This is a genomic window from Bacillus paralicheniformis (assembly GCF_002993925.1).
Taxonomy (GTDB): Bacteria; Bacillota; Bacilli; order Bacillales; family Bacillaceae; genus Bacillus; species Bacillus paralicheniformis.
Genome location: NZ_CP023665.1, coordinates 1,313,640 through 1,329,803 on the forward strand (window position 1 = coordinate 1,313,640; position 16,164 = coordinate 1,329,803).

17 protein-coding genes are annotated in these 16,164 nt (G+C 47.8%); 14 read left to right on the plus strand and 3 right to left on the minus strand.

Annotated elements, in window-relative coordinates; genetic code table 11:
* The first annotated feature begins 9 nt into the window (after nt 1–9).
* The 5 genes from argB to argF all read left to right on the plus strand — a co-directional run bounded on the left by argB (nt 10) and on the right by argF (nt 7,093).
* Nucleotides 10–786 carry an acetylglutamate kinase gene (gene argB, locus CP943_RS06655; RefSeq protein WP_020450920.1) on the plus strand — a complete coding sequence of 259 codons (777 nt, stop codon included), beginning with the start codon at nt 10–12 and terminating at the stop codon, nt 784–786.
* Nucleotides 783–1,940, plus strand: coding sequence for an acetylornithine transaminase (locus CP943_RS06660; RefSeq protein WP_020450921.1), 1,158 nt, complete (start codon nt 783–785; stop codon nt 1,938–1,940). Before argB ends, CP943_RS06660 begins: the two co-directional genes overlap by 4 nt.
* Nucleotides 1,941–2,008: 68 nt before the next feature.
* Nucleotides 2,009–3,073, plus strand: a complete 1,065-nt coding sequence (locus CP943_RS06665; RefSeq protein WP_020450922.1) for a carbamoyl phosphate synthase small subunit — start codon at nt 2,009–2,011, stop codon at nt 3,071–3,073.
* Nucleotides 3,066–6,155 (plus strand): carbamoyl-phosphate synthase (glutamine-hydrolyzing) large subunit, encoded by a 3,090-nt coding sequence (locus CP943_RS06670; protein WP_105980872.1) that lies wholly within the window; start codon nt 3,066–3,068, stop codon nt 6,153–6,155. The genes CP943_RS06665 and CP943_RS06670 overlap by 8 nt, the downstream gene beginning before the upstream one ends.
* Nucleotides 6,143–7,093, plus strand: coding sequence for an ornithine carbamoyltransferase (gene argF / locus CP943_RS06675; RefSeq protein WP_020450924.1), 951 nt, complete (start codon nt 6,143–6,145; stop codon nt 7,091–7,093). The genes CP943_RS06670 and argF overlap by 13 nt, the downstream gene beginning before the upstream one ends.
* Nucleotides 7,094–7,130: 37 nt before the next feature.
* On the opposite strand, the gene CP943_RS06680 is transcribed toward argF, so the two are convergent.
* Nucleotides 7,131–7,943, minus strand: coding sequence for an undecaprenyl-diphosphate phosphatase (locus CP943_RS06680; RefSeq protein ID WP_020450925.1), 813 nt, complete (start codon nt 7,941–7,943; stop codon nt 7,131–7,133).
* A 181-nt stretch (nt 7,944–8,124) separates the two neighbouring features.
* Between CP943_RS06680 and CP943_RS06685 the strand changes: the two genes are divergently transcribed.
* Nucleotides 8,125–8,304, plus strand: a complete 180-nt coding sequence (locus CP943_RS06685; RefSeq protein WP_003180573.1) for a YjzC family protein — start codon at nt 8,125–8,127, stop codon at nt 8,302–8,304.
* A 63-nt stretch (nt 8,305–8,367) separates the two neighbouring features.
* On the opposite strand, the gene CP943_RS06690 is transcribed toward CP943_RS06685, so the two are convergent.
* On the minus strand, nt 8,368–8,562 hold the full coding sequence (locus CP943_RS06690) for a YjzD family protein (protein ID WP_009328851.1): 195 nt from the start codon (nt 8,560–8,562) through the stop codon (nt 8,368–8,370).
* A 231-nt stretch (nt 8,563–8,793) separates the two neighbouring features.
* Between CP943_RS06690 and CP943_RS06695 the strand changes: the two genes are divergently transcribed.
* The 4 genes from CP943_RS06695 (at nt 8,794) to CP943_RS06710 (ending at nt 11,425) form a co-directional block, all read left to right on the plus strand.
* Nucleotides 8,794–9,528, plus strand: a complete 735-nt coding sequence (locus CP943_RS06695; RefSeq protein ID WP_020450926.1) for a hypothetical protein — start codon at nt 8,794–8,796, stop codon at nt 9,526–9,528.
* 86 nt (nt 9,529–9,614) lie between these two features.
* Nucleotides 9,615–10,190, plus strand: a complete 576-nt coding sequence (locus tag CP943_RS06700; protein WP_105980873.1) for a hypothetical protein — start codon at nt 9,615–9,617, stop codon at nt 10,188–10,190.
* An 85-nt stretch (nt 10,191–10,275) separates the two neighbouring features.
* Nucleotides 10,276–11,229, plus strand: a complete 954-nt coding sequence (locus CP943_RS06705; RefSeq protein WP_020450927.1) for a BMP family ABC transporter substrate-binding protein — start codon at nt 10,276–10,278, stop codon at nt 11,227–11,229.
* Between the two features lie 10 nt (nt 11,230–11,239).
* Entirely contained in the window at nt 11,240–11,425 is a 186-nt protein-coding gene (locus CP943_RS06710; RefSeq protein WP_011197761.1) for a ComZ family protein, read from the plus strand.
* Nucleotides 11,426–11,477: 52 nt separating this feature from the next.
* Here CP943_RS06710 and CP943_RS06715 read toward each other — a convergent pair whose 3' ends face one another.
* On the minus strand, nt 11,478–11,720 hold the full coding sequence (locus tag CP943_RS06715; protein WP_020450928.1) for a hypothetical protein: 243 nt from the start codon (nt 11,718–11,720) through the stop codon (nt 11,478–11,480).
* A gap of 168 nt (nt 11,721–11,888) precedes the next feature.
* On the opposite strand from CP943_RS06715, the gene CP943_RS06720 reads away from it, so the two are divergent.
* From CP943_RS06720 to CP943_RS06735, 4 genes are all read left to right on the plus strand, one after another.
* Nucleotides 11,889–12,827, plus strand: coding sequence for a beta-ketoacyl-ACP synthase III (locus CP943_RS06720; RefSeq protein WP_003180588.1), 939 nt, complete (start codon nt 11,889–11,891; stop codon nt 12,825–12,827).
* A 21-nt stretch (nt 12,828–12,848) separates the two neighbouring features.
* Complete coding sequence (gene fabF, locus CP943_RS06725) at nt 12,849–14,087, plus strand: beta-ketoacyl-ACP synthase II (RefSeq protein WP_003180590.1); 1,239 nt, start codon at nt 12,849–12,851, stop codon at nt 14,085–14,087.
* An 85-nt stretch (nt 14,088–14,172) separates the two neighbouring features.
* The gene (locus CP943_RS06730) at nt 14,173–14,961 is read left to right on the plus strand and encodes a DUF2268 domain-containing putative Zn-dependent protease (protein WP_023856645.1); all 789 of its coding nucleotides are present in this window, start codon (nt 14,173–14,175) and stop codon (nt 14,959–14,961) included.
* Between the two features lie 191 nt (nt 14,962–15,152).
* On the plus strand, nt 15,153–16,127 hold the full coding sequence (locus CP943_RS06735; RefSeq protein WP_003180594.1) for an ABC transporter ATP-binding protein: 975 nt from the start codon (nt 15,153–15,155) through the stop codon (nt 16,125–16,127).
* Nucleotides 16,128–16,164 lie beyond the last annotated feature (37 nt).

A 16,164-nucleotide genomic window follows, 5' to 3' on the forward strand; every position in this document is an offset into this window, starting at 1 on the left:
GGGATCACAATGGATAAAACAATCGTTTTTAAATGCGGCGGAAGCGTCATCCGCGAACTATCGGACGAATTTTTTCAAAATCTGAAAGAGCTGACCGAAAGCGGCTGGAAAATCGCACTCGTCCACGGGGGCGGGCCTGATATTACAAAGATGCTGAAGAAACTCAATATTCGAAGCGAATTCGTCAACGGACAGCGCAAGACGACAAAAGCGGTTCTTGAAGTCGCTGAAATGGTCTTATCCGGTTCGATCAACAAATTTTTCGTTGCCGAGCTGACAAAGCACGGCCTTCCGGCTGTCGGAGTATCAGGAAAAGACGGGGGACTGCTCCTTGCCGACTATTTAAATGAAAAAGAATACGGTCAGGTCGGGCGCATTAAAAAAGTAAACGGCCGAATGGCCGAAGCACTCATGGAAAAAGGCTTTATTCCGGTTATCGCCCCTCTCTCGATGACGGATGGCTGTGAGACTTTGAATGTGAACGCCGATTTGGCGGCGTCGGCTGTTGCGGCAGCCTTGCACGCTGACAAATTAATGTTTGTGACAGACGTCAAAGGGATTATGAAAAACGAAGAAATGCTGAAAGAGCTGACGCCGGCAGACATCGAAAGCCTGATTGCTGAAGGCGTGATCTCGGGAGGCATGATACCAAAAGTGCATTCTGCAAAAGAAGCCCTCACAGATGAAGTGGATGAAGTGATGATCGTGAGCGGAAAAGGATCTTTCCTCACGAAAGACGATTTCATCGGCACGAAAATCATTAAACAAAAGGAGGCCGTATCGTGAGTCATTTATTTCAGACGTACAGCCGCTGGAATATCAATATTAAAAAAGCGAAAGGCACGATCGTTCAGGATGAGAAGGGGAACGCTTATCTTGATTTCGTTCAGGGAATCGCGGTCTGCAATCTCGGGCATTGCCCCGATTCAGTGACAGCTGCTGTCAAAAAACAGCTTGATGATGTCTGGCATGTTTCCAATCTGTTTCAAAATGAGCTTCAAGAAAAGGTTGCACAGCTTCTTGCCAAAAACAGTGCAGGCGATCTTGTCTTCTTTTGCAACAGCGGGGCGGAAGCGAATGAAGGGGCGGTGAAGCTCGCACGAAAACATACGCAAAAAACAAAAATCATAACGTTTCAGCAATCGTTCCACGGACGCACGTATGCGGGAATGGCCGCAACCGGACAGGAAAAGATCAAGCTCGGATTCGGACCGATGCTTGAAGGATTCCACTACTTACCTTACAACGAGCCGAAAGCATTTGCCGAATTGCAGGATGAAAAAGATATCGCGGCAGTGATGCTCGAGCCGATTCAAGGCGAAGGCGGCGTCATCCCTGCGAGCAGGGAATTTCTGCAGAGCGTTCAAGATTTTTGCCGCGATAAGCAGGCTCTCCTTATCGTCGACGAAGTTCAAACCGGAATTGGACGCACCGGTAAAGCTTTCGGATATGAATACGAAGGGCTGTCACCTGATATCATCACCGTCGCGAAAGGACTGGGCAGCGGTTTTCCGGTCGGAGCCGTGATCGGGAAAAAAGAGCTTTCAGAAGCGTTCTCTCCGGGTTCCCACGGCTCGACATTCGGAGGGAACATGCTGGCGATGGCTGCGGCAAACGCCACGTTGGAGACCATTTTTGAAAGCAGCTTTCTTGAAGAAGTGAGCGCCAAAGGAGCATTTTTGCATCAACAGCTGAAAGAAAAGCTTCAATTTCCGCTTGTAAAAGATATCCGCGGGAAAGGGCTGATCGCCGGAATCGAGTGCAAGGAACCTGTACAGCCGCTGATCGAAGCGCTTCAAAAGGAAGGTTTGCTTGTTCTTCCCGCGGGTCCGAACGTCATCAGACTTCTGCCGCCATTGACGGTTGCGAAAAGTGAAATCAAAGCGGCCGTGGAAAAACTGAAAGCTGTCATGGCAGATCATTCAGCTGTAAAACAGTAATTTTTTTTCGATATGTAAGTATAAAAATTCATGAATATCATTATTTATTCATCAAAGGTGGGCATAAGATGGAAGGATATTTAGTTCTTGAAGATGGTACATCCTTCAGCGGTGAACTGGACGGTCTTGACGGCTGCACCGGTGAAGTCGTCTTTTTTACGGGCATGACCGGCTATCAGGAGGTTTTGACAGACCCTTCTTATAAAGGCCAGATTATTGTCTTTACGTACCCGCTGATTGGCAACTACGGAATAAACGAAAGCGATGATGAAAGCAAACGGCCTCAGGTGAAAGGGGTTGTCGTCTATGAAGCGTGCGACAGGTTTTCCCATCATCAGGCGACAGAAAGCCTTCGGGAATACTTGGCGAAGTGGGATGTTCCGCTTTTATCGCACGTGGACACAAGAGCGGTTGTTCAGCATATCAGGGCAAAGGGGACGCTGAATGCCAGACTGACGAAACAAAAGGACGGCATTCCGGCTCCGCGCCAGCTGGAGAACTATGCGGCACAGGTTGCCGGACAAAACGAAAACGGCGCCTTTAGGGAAGGCAATACGCATATTGCGGTGATCGATTTCGGCTATAAAAAGTCGATCGCTTCATCGCTTGCAAACCGGGGCTGCAAAGTAACGGTCGTTCCCTATCAAGAGATGGACGGCATTTCAAAGCTGAATCCGGACGGGATCGTCCTTTCAAACGGGCCGGGCGATCCGAAAGCGATCCTTCCATATATGGATGCACTCCGGGATATCATCTCTTCCTATCCGACTCTCGGCATCTGTCTCGGGCACCAGCTGATCGCGCTCGCATTCGGAAGCGACACGTATAAGCTTCCGTTCGGCCACAGGGGAGCCAATCATCCGGTCATGGACAAAGAGACCGGACGCGTGTTCATGACAAGCCAAAACCACAGCTATGTCGTCGATCGGGACACCATCAGCGAAAATGAATTTTCCGTCAGATTTTATCATGTCAACGACGGTTCAGTAGAAGGGCTGATGCATAAAACACTGCCTGTCATATCCGTTCAGTTTCATCCGGAAGCCCATCCGGGACCGGCTGAAAGCGAGTGGATATTCGGCGAATATTTGCAGAAATTGAACGAAGCAAGGAGAGAGATCGCCCATGCCTAAAGATCAAACCATCAAAAGCATTCTCGTTATCGGGTCGGGGCCGATTATCATCGGGCAAGCCGCTGAATTCGACTACTCCGGAACCCAGGGCTGCATGGCGCTGAAAAGCGAAGGCTACCGGGTGATTCTCGTCAACAGCAACCCGGCGACCATCATGACCGATGAATCTTTTGCAGATGAAATCTATTTTGAGCCCTTGACAGTGGAAAGCCTCACACAAATCATCAAGCGCGAAAAACCGGACGGACTGCTCGCCAATCTGGGCGGACAGACAGCGCTGAATTTGGCTGTCGAGCTCGAAAAGGCCGGCATTCTTAAAACATACGGGGTAAAGCTGCTTGGAACATCTGTTGATACGATCGAAAAGGGCGAAGACAGGGAAAAGTTCCGCGCCTTGATGAAGGAGCTGAACGAACCTGTGCCGGATTCAGAAATTGTTGACAATCATGATGATGCGCTTCGTTTTGCGCTCTCAATCGGTTTTCCGATTATCGTGCGGCCGGCCTATACATTGGGCGGAAAAGGAGGCGGCATCGCGGCGACGAAAGAGGAGTTCCTGCCTTTAATCGAAAGCGCCCTCCTCGCAAGCCCGATTCACCAATGTCTTGTCGAAAAAAGCATTGCCGGTTTTAAAGAAATCGAATACGAAGTCATGCGTGACAGAAACAATACATGCATTACCGTCTGCAATATGGAAAACATCGATCCGGTCGGCGTCCATACGGGGGATTCGATCGTTGTCGCCCCGTCGCAGACATTAACGGATGCGGATTATCAAATGCTTCGTTCTGCCAGCTTAAAGATCATTTCCGCGCTCGATGTCGTCGGCGGCTGCAACATTCAATTCGCCCTGGACCCGGAAAGCAAAAATTATTATGTCATCGAGGTGAATCCGAGAGTAAGCCGTTCATCGGCGCTCGCCTCAAAAGCGACCGGCTATCCGATCGCAAAAATGGCGGCTAAACTGGCTGTCGGCTACACGCTTGCCGAGCTGAAAAATCCGCTCACAGATTCGACATACGCCAGCTTCGAGCCTGCTCTTGACTATGTCGTCGTCAAATTTCCGCGCTGGCCGTTCGACAAATTCAAACAAGCCGACCGTAAGCTCGGCACGAAAATGAAAGCGACGGGAGAAGTCATGGCGATTGACCGCAATCTTGAAGCGGCCCTGCAAAAAGCGGTCGCATCCCTTGAGCTGAAAACGTCAGGAACCCATTTGCCCGAACTTGGCGGCGCATCTTCAGAAGTGTTGTGGAAGCTGCTTGAGACTCCTGATGACCGACGTTTCTTTGCGGTCATGGAGCTGCTGAGCAGGGGGGCTTCCATCAGCGAGATACACGAGAAAACGAAAATCGATAACTATTTCCTTCATGTGTTTTCTAATATCATTCAGCTGGAAAACATGTTGATGGAACAGGGAGACGCGCTGTCCGTCAGCCTTTTGAAAAAGGTAAAAGAAAAGGGATTTACCGACTTTACGATCGCTTCCCTCACCGGAAAGACGGAAGAAGAAGTGCGCGCGCTCCGCAAGAAAATGGGCATAGCCGCATCCTTTAAAATCGTCGATACATGCGCAGCTGAATTTGATGCGAAGACAAACTATTTTTACTCGACGTATTTTGGGAAAAGCGACGGAGACATCTCTCAAAAAACGAAAAAGCGCGCCCTGATCATCGGTTCCGGCCCGATACGGATCGGCCAGGGAGTCGAGTTTGACTACAGCGCCGTGCACGGCGTCATGACGCTGAAAAACCTCGGGTTTGAAACGATCATGCTGAACAACAACCCGGAAACCGTCAGCACGGATTATGAAATGGCAGACCGCCTGTACTTTGAACCGATTACACCCGAGCATATTCTCAATGTCGCTGAAGCGGAAGATATCGATTTTGCGATTGTTCAATTCGGCGGCCAATCCGCCATCAATGTGGCTGAAGCGATTGAAAAAGCGGGCATCACCCTGCTTGGGACATCATCGGAAACCCTTGACATACTTGAAGACCGTGATCAATTTTATCAGCTTCTTGACGAGCTCGGCATTTCTCATGCTAAAGGAGAAACGGCTTCATCAAAAGCGGAAGCGGTGCAGAAAGCAAACGAAATCGGCTATCCTGTGCTGATCAGGCCGTCATATGTGATCGGCGGCATGGGCATGATGATCGTTCACTCCGAAGCAGAGCTCAGAGAGCTGCTGGGCGGAGCGTCGCAAATGCCTTACCCGATTCTGATCGATCAATACGTATCGGGAAAAGAGTTTGAAATCGACCTTGTCAGCGATGGCGACGATCTCTACATCCCGACTTATATCGAGCATATTGAAAAAGCGGGCGTGCATTCAGGTGACAGCTACGCGATTTTGCCGGGGCCTTCGGTCACTCCGGAGATGAAAAGCGCCGCGCGGGATGCTGCCGCAAAAATCGTCCGCAAGCTCGGATTTAAAGGTATTATGAACATTCAATTTATAGCGGACGCGGATGAACTGCTCATCCTTGAAGTCAATCCGAGGGCGAGCCGGACGGTTCCGGTTGTCAGCAAGGTGATGGGGGTTCCGATGATCCCGCTTGCGGCGCAGCTGTTGGCCGGTTCGTCACTCAAAGAGTTGAAGCCCGCCGCCAAAAACTCACGCGGCGTTGCCGTGAAGTTTCCGGTCTTTTCATCGCACGCTATTCAGGATGTCGATTTGAAGCTTGGACCGGAAATGAAATCGACCGGAGAAGGCATGTATGTCGGCTTCAATCCGGAAAGCGCCCTGAAGAAAATCTTTGCGGGAATCTGGCAAACGAAAGGCTGCATTTACATGGAAGGGGCCGGCAAGCTTCGTTCTCTCGCAGAACAGGCGGGTTTCACCGTACAGTCGGACGATTTTCCAGGCTGGATCAAACGGAAAGACAAAGCGCTGCACATCCATTTAGCCGAATCAAAAGAGGCGAGCAAGCAGCGAATGGAAGCCGTCACCCACGGTGTGGCGGTGATGACAGAGGAAGAGACGGTGCGGGCATTTTTGACGAGCGGGCATGGAACGACTAAAGCCGTGTCGCTTAAAGATTTATATAAAAAGGAAGTGGAGACATGTCTACTGTAAACATCGGGGCGACCCGGGAAATCAATCTGACGGGTAAGGATTTTTTAAGCCTGAAAGACTTTTCAAAAGAAGAGATCGTTTATTTGCTGAAAGAGGCAGCAGCGATGAAGCAAAATAAAATTCAAGACATCTTTAAAGGAAAAACATTGGCGATGATCTTTGAAAAGTCGTCGACGAGAACGCGCGTATCGTTTGAAGCCGGAATGGCGCAGCTCGGCGGAAACGCCCTGTTTTTAAGCAGTAAAGACATGCAGCTGGGCAGAGGGGAAACGATCGCAGATACCGCGAAAGTGCTTTCGGGTTATGTCGACGCGATTATGATCCGCACATTCGAACACGAAAAAGTCGAAGAGCTTGCCAAGCACGCCGAGATTCCCGTGATCAACGGATTGACCGATCTTTTTCATCCGTGTCAGGCGCTTAGTGACCTCTTGACGATTCAAGAGACGAAAGGAACATTAAAAGGGCTGAAAGCCGTTTATGTTGGAGACGGAAACAATGTCGCGCATTCACTGTTAATCGGCTGTGCGAAAGTGGGATGCGACATTACGGTCGCTTCGCCTGAAGGGTATGAGCCGAATCAGGAAGTGGTAAGACTGGCCGAGGGATTCGCCGAAGAGTCCGGAGCGGCCGTCACAATCACAAATGACCCCGTGTCAGCCGTTCAACAAGCGGATGTCATCTATTCTGATGTGTTTACAAGCATGGGCCAAGAGAAAGAAGCCGAAGAACGGATGAATATCTTTGCTCCTTATCAGGTCAACAGAGCGCTTGTCTCCCATGCCAAACCGGATTACGTCTTTCTGCACTGCCTTCCTGCCCACAGGGAAGAAGAGGTCACCGCAGAGATCATCGACGGCCCGAATTCAGCGGTATTCCAGCAGGCTGAAAACCGCCTGCACGTCCAAAAAGCTTTATTAAAAGCACTGTTATCTTAAATAAAAAACAGCTGATCACAATTGATCAGCTGTTTTTTTAGGCGAATATCAAAACGGCGATGCCGATGACAAAGCAGTAAATCGAGAAATAAACCAAGTTTCCTTTCGCCATAATATTCATGAACCAGCGCAATGAAAAGTATGTAGCGATAATCGATGCGATGAACGCAAACAAATAAGGAAGGAAAAGCTCCCCTAAACGCGGATCATGAAAAATATCGGTAATGCTTAAAATGGTCCCGCCAAGACTGACCGGTATGTACAGTAAAAATGAAAACCTGAGCGCGGTTTCAGATTTGAGGCCGAGCGCCATCGCAGGGACGATCGTCGCTCCCGAACGGCTGATGCCGGGAACAAGTGCAACCATTTGCGACAAGCCGATGATCACGGCGTCTCTCAGTCTGATTTCGCCGTCGTTTTTGCGGCCGCGCAAATTGCGAATGAGAAACAATGCCAGACCCGTGATCAGCAAAGTAACCGCGGTGATCCGGACGCCGTCTTTAAAGAAAGCCGAAATCTCATCATCAAATAAAACACCGATGACACCGGCAGGAATCGTGGCGATGATCAGATAGATGATAAACCTGAAGTCCGCTTTTCCTTTTTCATTTTTTGATGTGACATAAGACAGTCCGTTTACCGCCAGCCTGAAAATATCGTTTTTATAGACGAGCAATACGGCAATTAAAGAACCGGCATTCATTAAAAGCTCAAAACTGAAGCCTTCAATGTTCAAGCCTAAAAAGTGCTGTGCCAGCACCAAGTGGCCGCTTGAAGAAACAGGAATCGGCTCTGTGAGTCCCTGAAGCAACCCTAAAAGGATATACTTGATCAACATTAAAAAATCCATGATACTCCTCCGTTTCCCACAAGTTGTGACGCCCTTTTAAAAGACGGAATGAACGGGCGGTTCGTTTTAATTTTCGGAACACTTTTCTCATTAAACTATACAAAGCAAACAGATGTAAAGATAAAATCGACATGTTTTTTGGGAGAGTGGGGCAATCTAATAATAAAAGGGAGTGAAGCAAATGGGACAGCAGCGTCAATTCCGGCCGGGCCAAAAAGCGCCCAATAATGGAGTGTATGTGGAGATCGGCGAAACGGGAAGCATGGTTCAGAACCCTCAACAAATCAAATTGAGCGCCGGCGAGTTCTTCCCTGAAACCTCCAACCATAACCGGCTCTGGACATATAAAAGAAAGCCTTAAAAAAACAGCCGTCGGACGGCTGTCTATCTAAAGCAAAAAACCCCGCTTTCAAAAGCCGGGGTTTTAATGTTGACTTGCATCCTGTTTAACAGGCATAATTTCTCCAAGAACAATAACGGCTGCGGTGATGATAAAGCCCATAATGACACTGGTTTGAAGGTCATACCCAGCACCGTTCATGGCGCCGACAATATAGCAGGCCATCTGCGTCAAAAGAAATGTCCAGAAAAAAGCGACCACAAATCGCACGTTTCCCACCTCGTCCTTCTCATTCAATTCTAAAACTTATCATACCATATACATAGCCAGCTGGAAAAGACATTTTAGTGAACAAGACAGGGCTTTCAACTCTGTTTTCAGAAATATCAGAAAGGGTATTTCATTAAAGTTTACTTTTCATCATGAAGACTGGGACTTTTCCTTATTCGTTTGCTGCACGTACGACATAAAATAATGAGCAGATTACGGCAGGAAGGAGGCAGGCAAGTGATGAAAATAACCGAACGTTTTTTTCAAATGGATTCAGAATGGAACGTGGTTCATCTTCCGTACAAGCCGAACGGTTTTCTGGTGTTCATTTTCGGCGACCGGAACCATTTTGTCGGGGAAGATTCGAGCTTCTGGCTTCAGCATTACGGAAGAAATCAGCTTCTAACGAGCCTGAGAAACAAAGGCTATACCCTGGTAAACAGCAATTTGTTCGGCAGGCACTGGGGCTCCGAAAAAGCGGTTGCATACGCGAAACAGCTGATTCATTACGTGTTCAAACAAGAGATTTTAAATGAAAAAATTCATTTATTGGCGGAAGGCACAGGGGCCCTCATTGCAGATGAGCTCCTTCGCTCGATCCCGAACCAAATACGTTCTGCAGCGATGGTTAATCCTTGCCTCGATCTTCAGGCTCATCATAAACGAGAAAAAGAAAACAAGTTTTTCTACAAACAGTTTATTAAAGAAATTGCCGAAAGCTACGGAATTACGGAGCGGAAGGCAGCCGATTATCCGTTCAAAAGCATATCCCCTTACCACAATCTCGTACCCGTTCATATTTGGCAAAGACTGAACGGCTCACCGTATCCGTATATGATCCATGCCAAAACGTTTGAGGAGCGCCAGCTTAAAGGCCGTCACAGCGTGGGGCTTACCTTGCACCTGTCCGAACATCCTCAGCGCATTCATTCAGCAATCGCGAACTTTTTCAAAACGCATGAAAAAGTCTTATAGAGAATAGAATAATAGCAGCCCGAAAATGATGAAAAGGGCTGTTTTTTGCTTGGTTAAAAAAGCTGAAACGAAAGGTGGTCCATCGAATGAAGCCGGCACTTGTATATGGAGCAGATGAGTTCTTCGGCCTTTCATTTTGTGAACATCTACTTGAAGAGGGTGTTGACATAGATGTAAAGCTGGAACAGACAAGCGACGAAAAAAAGCTGATGTACCTCGAAGAGCGGCTGATGTGGCTGGGAAGAAACGAGCATTTCCGTCTCATCGAAAAAGAGCTTGAAGCCCCGTACGAACAAGTCTTCATCCAATACACAGGCTCAGTGCCGGAAGAAGCGCTGGCTGCAGGCGTTGAAAACAAGCCTGTTATTCTGTTTGTCTACCAGGAACAATTCGAAGAGGATTTACGCGCCGGCATGGAGGAAAAGGGTGTTGAACTGATCGTGCTTCCGGATCTGTTCGGTCCGTGGGACGTCAGGGCAGAGGATAAACAAAACAGGGAGGGAGCGCTTTTTGTGAACGACGCGGCCGCACAAGCCGCTGCCTGTGCTGTTGAAAAAGATTTTTCAGATTTGCAGTTTGTACAGAAGACGCCATACGATAAAGCCGATGAGATCATTGAAGAATGGATCAGACAAATGTCTACATTTTTCGACAAAAAATAAGAAAGATCTTCCTAATTTACACTTGAAAGGATACAATAAAGATAGATTTGAATTGCTGTTTTTTCGAAAGGGAGTTGAACATGGCATGGTGTACAGGCTTGTCGCGATTTTTTTCATTCTCCTGGCGCTAAGCGGCTGCGGACAATCGCCGCTGAAAGGGAAAATTGAAAAAGTCGGTTTGCTTGTCCCTGATACGATAAATGACCAAGTATGGGGAACCAAAGGATATAAAGGATTATTAAGAATACAATCCGTCTACAATGTCGACGTCTATTATAAAGAGGGAATCGATAATGACGCTGCCATTAAAATGGCTGTAGAAGATTTTCACAAAAAAGGCGTCAACCTCATCTACGGGCACGGAAGCGAATATGAAAAAGCCTTTAATGAGATATGCAAAGATTATCCTGATATTCATTTTGTTTTAATGAACTCGAAAGCCGATCACCCAAATGTGACAAGCATATCGCTTGAAGGAGAAGCGATGGGGTTCTTCGGCGGAATGACGGCGGCCCATCAGTCAAAAACAAAGAAAATCGGCGTGCTCGCAACGTATAAATGGCAGCCTGAAGTAGAAGGATTTTCCGAAGGGGCTAAATACCTCGATCCGGACATTGAGGTGATGACAGAATATGTCGGCCAGTGGGACGACAGCGAAAATGCCGTCAAACTGTATGAAAAAATGAAGAAGGCAGGCGCGGATGTTGTGTATCCGGCCGGAGACGGGTATAATGTCCCTGTCATTGAACAAATCAAAAAGGACGGGCTGTACGCTATCGGCTATGTAAGCGACCAGTCGGAATTGGGTGAGAATGTCGTTTTGACAAGCACTATACAGCATGTAGATGACGCTTATGAACTCACCGCCGACGAGTTTAATAAAGGAACGCTTAAAGGCGGCAAGCGCTCATTTGACATTCAAGACGGCGTCATCGAAATGGGAGAATTCAGCCCTGTTGTCGATCAGTCATTTCAAGAAAAGATGAATCGGCTGATTGACGAATACAAAAAAACAAACAAACTGCCAAACGAACATTGAGGTGATCAAGATGCACGAAAAATCAATGGAATTTTTGCAAATTGCCATGAAATACGTTCCTGAAGCGAAAGCAGAGATGGAGAAAGCGGGAATCGAACTTTCCCCGGAAATGCTTGAGCCATTCATGAACTTGTTTACGAAAGTGATGGCCGAGGCTTACGAGCTCGGTAAAGCGGAAGCCGGTTCAGACGCCTGACTTAAACGCCCGCAAACGCTTAAAAAGCCACTTTTCAGAAGAAGTGGCTTTTTTATATGGAAATCTTATTTTTCAAAGCGCTGACCATTGAGCCGATTTCTTTAAACACAGGCTTCAGCTCATCGAGCGAATCCATAATTTCTCCAACCTGATTCAAAACGTGCATATAATCGGCTTCCTGGGATACTTCAGCGTCTTCGACGGTTTCCGCTTCCGCATCCGTCTCCGTCTCTTCATGCCTGCCGGGTGCGTTTGCGCCAAACATCATTTTTGTGAAAAAATCGTCGTTCGCCACTCTTCATCCCTCCTTTTTCATATATATCACTACTATATGAATGTTTTGGTCTGCTAGATTAGACGAATATATTGCCAACTAAAAAAAAATAGGGTAGGATTAGTACCAGATACTAATAATAACTCATAACATTAGTTGGAAAAAATCATGAATAAAGGAGTCTTTCCTATGAAAGCTGGAATTATTGGAATCGGCCGGTACATCCCTGAAAAGGTGCTGACCAATTTCGACTTGGAAAAAATGGTTGAAACTTCTGACGAGTGGATTCGTACAAGAACAGGCATAGAAGAAAGAAGAATCGCAGCTGAAGATGAGAAAACATCCGACATGGCTGTGGCCGCCGCTAGAAGAGCGATGGAAGACGCAAACATCGAGGCGGAAGATCTTGATATGATTCTCGTCGCCACCGTTACTCCTGACCAGGCATTCCCGACAGTGTCCTGCATGATTCAAGAAAAGCTCGGTGCATTCAATGCCTGTGCAATGGATATCAGCGCAGCGTGCGCCGGTTTTATGTACGGTTTAGTCACTGGAAAACAGTTTATCGAAGCCGGGACGTATAAGCATGTGCTTGTCATCGGAGTTGAAAAGCTTTCAGGCATTACGGACTGGGATGACCGCAATACCGCTGTTCTGTTCGGAGACGGAGCGGGCGCCGCAGTTGTCGGGCCTGTCAGCGACGATAAAGGGATTTTGTCTTTTGAGCTCGGTGCAGACGGCAGAGGCGGAAAGCACTTGTACTTGGATGAAAAAGATCATACAATCATGAATGGCAGAGAAGTGTTCAAGTTTGCCGTCCGCCAAATGGGTGAATCCAGTGTGAATGTCATTGAAAAAGCCGGATTATCCAAAGAGGATGTCGACTTTTTGGTGCCGCATCAAGCCAACATCCGGATCATGGAAGCGGCGCGCGAACGTTTGGAGCTTCCAGTCGAAAAAATGTCTAAAACGGTTCATAAATACGGAAACACATCAGCTGCTTCTATTCCGATTTCTCTTGTGGAAGAGCTTGAAGCTGGTAAAATAAAAGACGGTGACGTCATTGTGATGGTCGGCTTCGGCGGAGGTTTGACATGGGGAGCCATCGCCATGCGCTGGGGCCGATAAAAGAAAGGTGAGGTGCAACTTATGAATAGTAAAAGAGTAGTCATTACCGGATTAGGAGCTTTATCACCTCTTGGTAATGACGTCAAAACGAGCTGGAACAACGCGGTTAACGGGGTTTCCGGAATCGGCCCGATTACAAGGGTGAACGCGGACGAGTATCCAGCTAAAGTAGCCGCGGAACTGAAAGATTTTAAGATAGAAGATTACATGGATAAAAAAGACGCGAGAAAAATGGACCGCTTCACACAATATGCCGTTGTGTCGGCGAAAATGGCCGTGGAAGACGCGGGGCTCGACATTAACGAGAGCAACGCAGACCGGGTCGGCGTCTGGGTCGGTTCTGGGATCGGCGGCCTTGAAACGCTTGAACAGCAGTTCGAAACATTTTTAACAAAAGGACCGCGGCGCGTCAGCCCGTTCTTTGTACCGATGATGATTCCTGACATGGCGACCGGCCAGATTTCGATTTCTCTCGGTGCAAAAGGGGTCAACTCTTGTACGGTGACGGCTTGCGCGACGGGTACGAACTCAATCGGCGACGCCTTTAAAGTCATTCAGCGCGGCGATGCAGATGTCATGATCTCCGGCGGAACGGAAGCCCCGCTTACAAGAATGTCGTTTGCCGGCTTTTCCGCCAATAAAGCGCTCTCCACTAATCCGGATCCGAAAACGGCAAGCCGCCCGTTTGACAAAAACCGCGACGGCTTCGTCATGGGAGAAGGAGCGGGAATCGTCGTTCTTGAGGAGCTTGAGCACGCGTTAAACCGCGGAGCGACAATCTACGCGGAAGTGGTCGGCTACGGATCAACGGGAGACGCCTATCATATCACGGCTCCTGCGCCAAATGGGGAAGGCGGCGTCAGAGCCATGAAAGAAGCGATCAAAGATGCGGGTCTGTCTCCTGATAGCATTGATTATATCAATGCGCACGGAACAAGCACGCCGTACAATGATAAATTTGAAACGATCGCCATTAAAGAAGTGTTCGGAGAGCATGCCTACAAGCTTGCCGTCAGCTCGACAAAATCGATGACAGGGCACTTGCTCGGGGCTGCCGGAGGCATCGAAGCGATTTTCTCCGTCCTTGCCATTAAGGAAGGCATCATTCCTCCGACAATCAATATCGAAACGCCTGATGAAGATTGCGATCTGGACTATGTACCGGATCAAGCCCGTCGCCAGGACGTAAATGTTGTGCTCAGCAACTCGCTCGGTTTCGGCGGACACAACGCAACGCTGATTTTCAAAAAATATGAATAACCGCAATATAAACGGCTGCCATTTTAGATGGTGGCCGTTTTTTTTAGCGTGCATACCATACAGATGAAAAAGGAGTGTGATCTAAATGAGTATAGCAAGCACGTATGAATGGCTTGAACAGGCTTCATCCGTGCGGGAATTGTCAAGCTTTCTCCTGCCGTATTTTAAAGGCGCTTCAAAAGCGGATGCGGCGGCGATTGTCAGCCACCTGCAGACCCACGGCATGTTCCGTTCGTGGACGGACGGCGAGCGTACGATGAAGCAGCTTAAGAAAAACAGCGTATTTCAGCATGTCAGACGGGAAGAACAGCTGCTCTGCAAAAGATGGAATGGGCCGGATGTTCCGATTTTCATCCTGCCGGTCGATGAAAGAAACCGCAAAATCCGCGTCGAATTCGGCTCGAAATCAGGCCTTGCGTTCAGCGACAAATTATTTTTGTTTTTATCGGCCGATCTTCCCCGGTCATCGATTTCTGCGATCATGACGCACGAATATAATCACGTTTGCCGGTTAGAAAATATGCCGAAAGAAGAAAAAAAGATGACGCTGCTTGATACAATCATTCTCGAAGGCATCGCAGAATATGCCGTTTTCGAACGGTTGGGAGAAGCCGAAACAGCTGCATGGACGTCATATTACTCCGAAAAACAGCTTTGTCATTTCCAGGACCGGTTCGTAAAGCCTCATTTCGAGCTGCGCCGACATGATAACCGACTATTCTCCAATATTTTATTTGGAAAAGGTCCTTACCCCGACATGGTCGGATATGCTGTCGGTTACAGTATTGTAAAAAAATATTTATCGGCTCGAAATTTGAAGGTTGCCGACGTTTTATCCTTCCCGTCAGAAGACTTTATAAAGCTATCGCTTTAAAATACTAAAATTATGGGATTAAATTAATATTATTACAAAAAATCAAAAAACTCCTTGCTTTTGTAATGATTATGTAATAATATACAACTATAAAATTTTAAGATAATTCAGTCATATTAAGAAAATTCTAAAAAAGTAATATATTAGTTTTTCGTAATATTTAACTTCTGGTCTATGGAAGGGGAATCTGGATGAGCGCATTGCTGGAAGTCAATGATTTAAAAACTTATTTTTTCAGAAAAAAACAGCCGATACCCGCAGTGGACGGCGTCGATTTTTCAATCAAAAAAGGAGAAACCGTGGCGCTGGTTGGTGAATCGGGATCCGGTAAAAGCATCACGTCTCTGTCTATCATGGGACTCGTCGAGGGCTCGGGCGGAAAGATCATGAACGGTTCCATCAAGCTCGAAGGACGGGATCTCGTTACATACAAAGAACAAGATTTATGCAAGATCCGCGGAAATGAAATCTCGATGATTTTTCAGGAGCCGATGACCTCGCTCAATCCGGTTTTGACGATCGGCGAACAAATCACAGAGGTGCTGATCTATCATAAAAAGCTATCGAAAAAAGAAGCTGCCAAAAAAGCGGTAGAATTATTAAAGCTTGTCGGATTTTCGAGGGCAGGCGAGCTGATGAAAGAATATCCGCACCGCCTGTCGGGCGGCATGAGGCAGAGGGTGATGATCGCCATTGCCTTAAGCTGCAATCCGAAGCTGCTCATCGCGGATGAACCGACTACAGCGCTTGACGTCACCATTCAAGCGCAAGTGCTGGAACTGATGAAAGACCTATGCGACAAATTCGATACCTCCATACTTCTCATTACCCACGATCTCGGCGTTGTGTCCGAAATTGCGGACCGCGTGATCGTCATGTATTGCGGACAAGTTGTTGAAAATGCCACAGTAGACGAACTATTCGATGAACCCCTGCATCCCTACACAAAAGGACTGTTAAACTCCATCCCTGTTATTGAAGGCTCCATTGAAAAATTAACAGCCATTAAAGGAAATGTGCCGACGCCTGACAACCTTCCGGCCGGCTGCCGGTTTGCTCCGAGGTGTCCGAGTGCGGGCGACAAATGCTGGGGCGCGCAGCCGGACTTGAAGACGCGTCCGGACGGCCGGTCTGTCAGATGTTTTTTATATGAGGAGGGAGAATAAGGGATGACTTCATCAGCTGAACCATTACAGCCCGGAG

Excerpts from the sequence above, each read along its gene's own strand:
- argB (WP_020450920.1), top strand. The coding sequence starts at position 10 with ATGGATAAAACAATCGTTTTTAAATGCGGCGGAAGCGTCATCCGCGAA.
- CP943_RS06665 (WP_020450922.1), top strand. The coding sequence starts at position 2,009 with ATGGAAGGATATTTAGTTCTTGAAGATGGTACATCCTTCAGCGGTGAA.
- CP943_RS06670 (WP_105980872.1), top strand. The coding sequence starts at position 3,066 with ATGCCTAAAGATCAAACCATCAAAAGCATTCTCGTTATCGGGTCGGGG.
- argF (WP_020450924.1), top strand. The coding sequence starts at position 6,143 with ATGTCTACTGTAAACATCGGGGCGACCCGGGAAATCAATCTGACGGGT.
- CP943_RS06680 (WP_020450925.1), bottom strand. The coding sequence starts at position 7,943 with ATGGATTTTTTAATGTTGATCAAGTATATCCTTTTAGGGTTGCTTCAG.
- CP943_RS06685 (WP_003180573.1), top strand. The coding sequence starts at position 8,125 with ATGGGACAGCAGCGTCAATTCCGGCCGGGCCAAAAAGCGCCCAATAAT.
- CP943_RS06695 (WP_020450926.1), top strand. The coding sequence starts at position 8,794 with ATGAAAATAACCGAACGTTTTTTTCAAATGGATTCAGAATGGAACGTG.
- CP943_RS06700 (WP_105980873.1), top strand. The coding sequence starts at position 9,615 with ATGAAGCCGGCACTTGTATATGGAGCAGATGAGTTCTTCGGCCTTTCA.
- CP943_RS06705 (WP_020450927.1), top strand. The coding sequence starts at position 10,276 with ATGGTGTACAGGCTTGTCGCGATTTTTTTCATTCTCCTGGCGCTAAGC.
- CP943_RS06710 (WP_011197761.1), top strand. The coding sequence starts at position 11,240 with ATGCACGAAAAATCAATGGAATTTTTGCAAATTGCCATGAAATACGTT.
- CP943_RS06720 (WP_003180588.1), top strand. The coding sequence starts at position 11,889 with ATGAAAGCTGGAATTATTGGAATCGGCCGGTACATCCCTGAAAAGGTG.
- fabF (WP_003180590.1), top strand. The coding sequence starts at position 12,849 with ATGAATAGTAAAAGAGTAGTCATTACCGGATTAGGAGCTTTATCACCT.
- CP943_RS06730 (WP_023856645.1), top strand. The coding sequence starts at position 14,173 with ATGAGTATAGCAAGCACGTATGAATGGCTTGAACAGGCTTCATCCGTG.
- CP943_RS06735 (WP_003180594.1), top strand. The coding sequence starts at position 15,153 with ATGAGCGCATTGCTGGAAGTCAATGATTTAAAAACTTATTTTTTCAGA.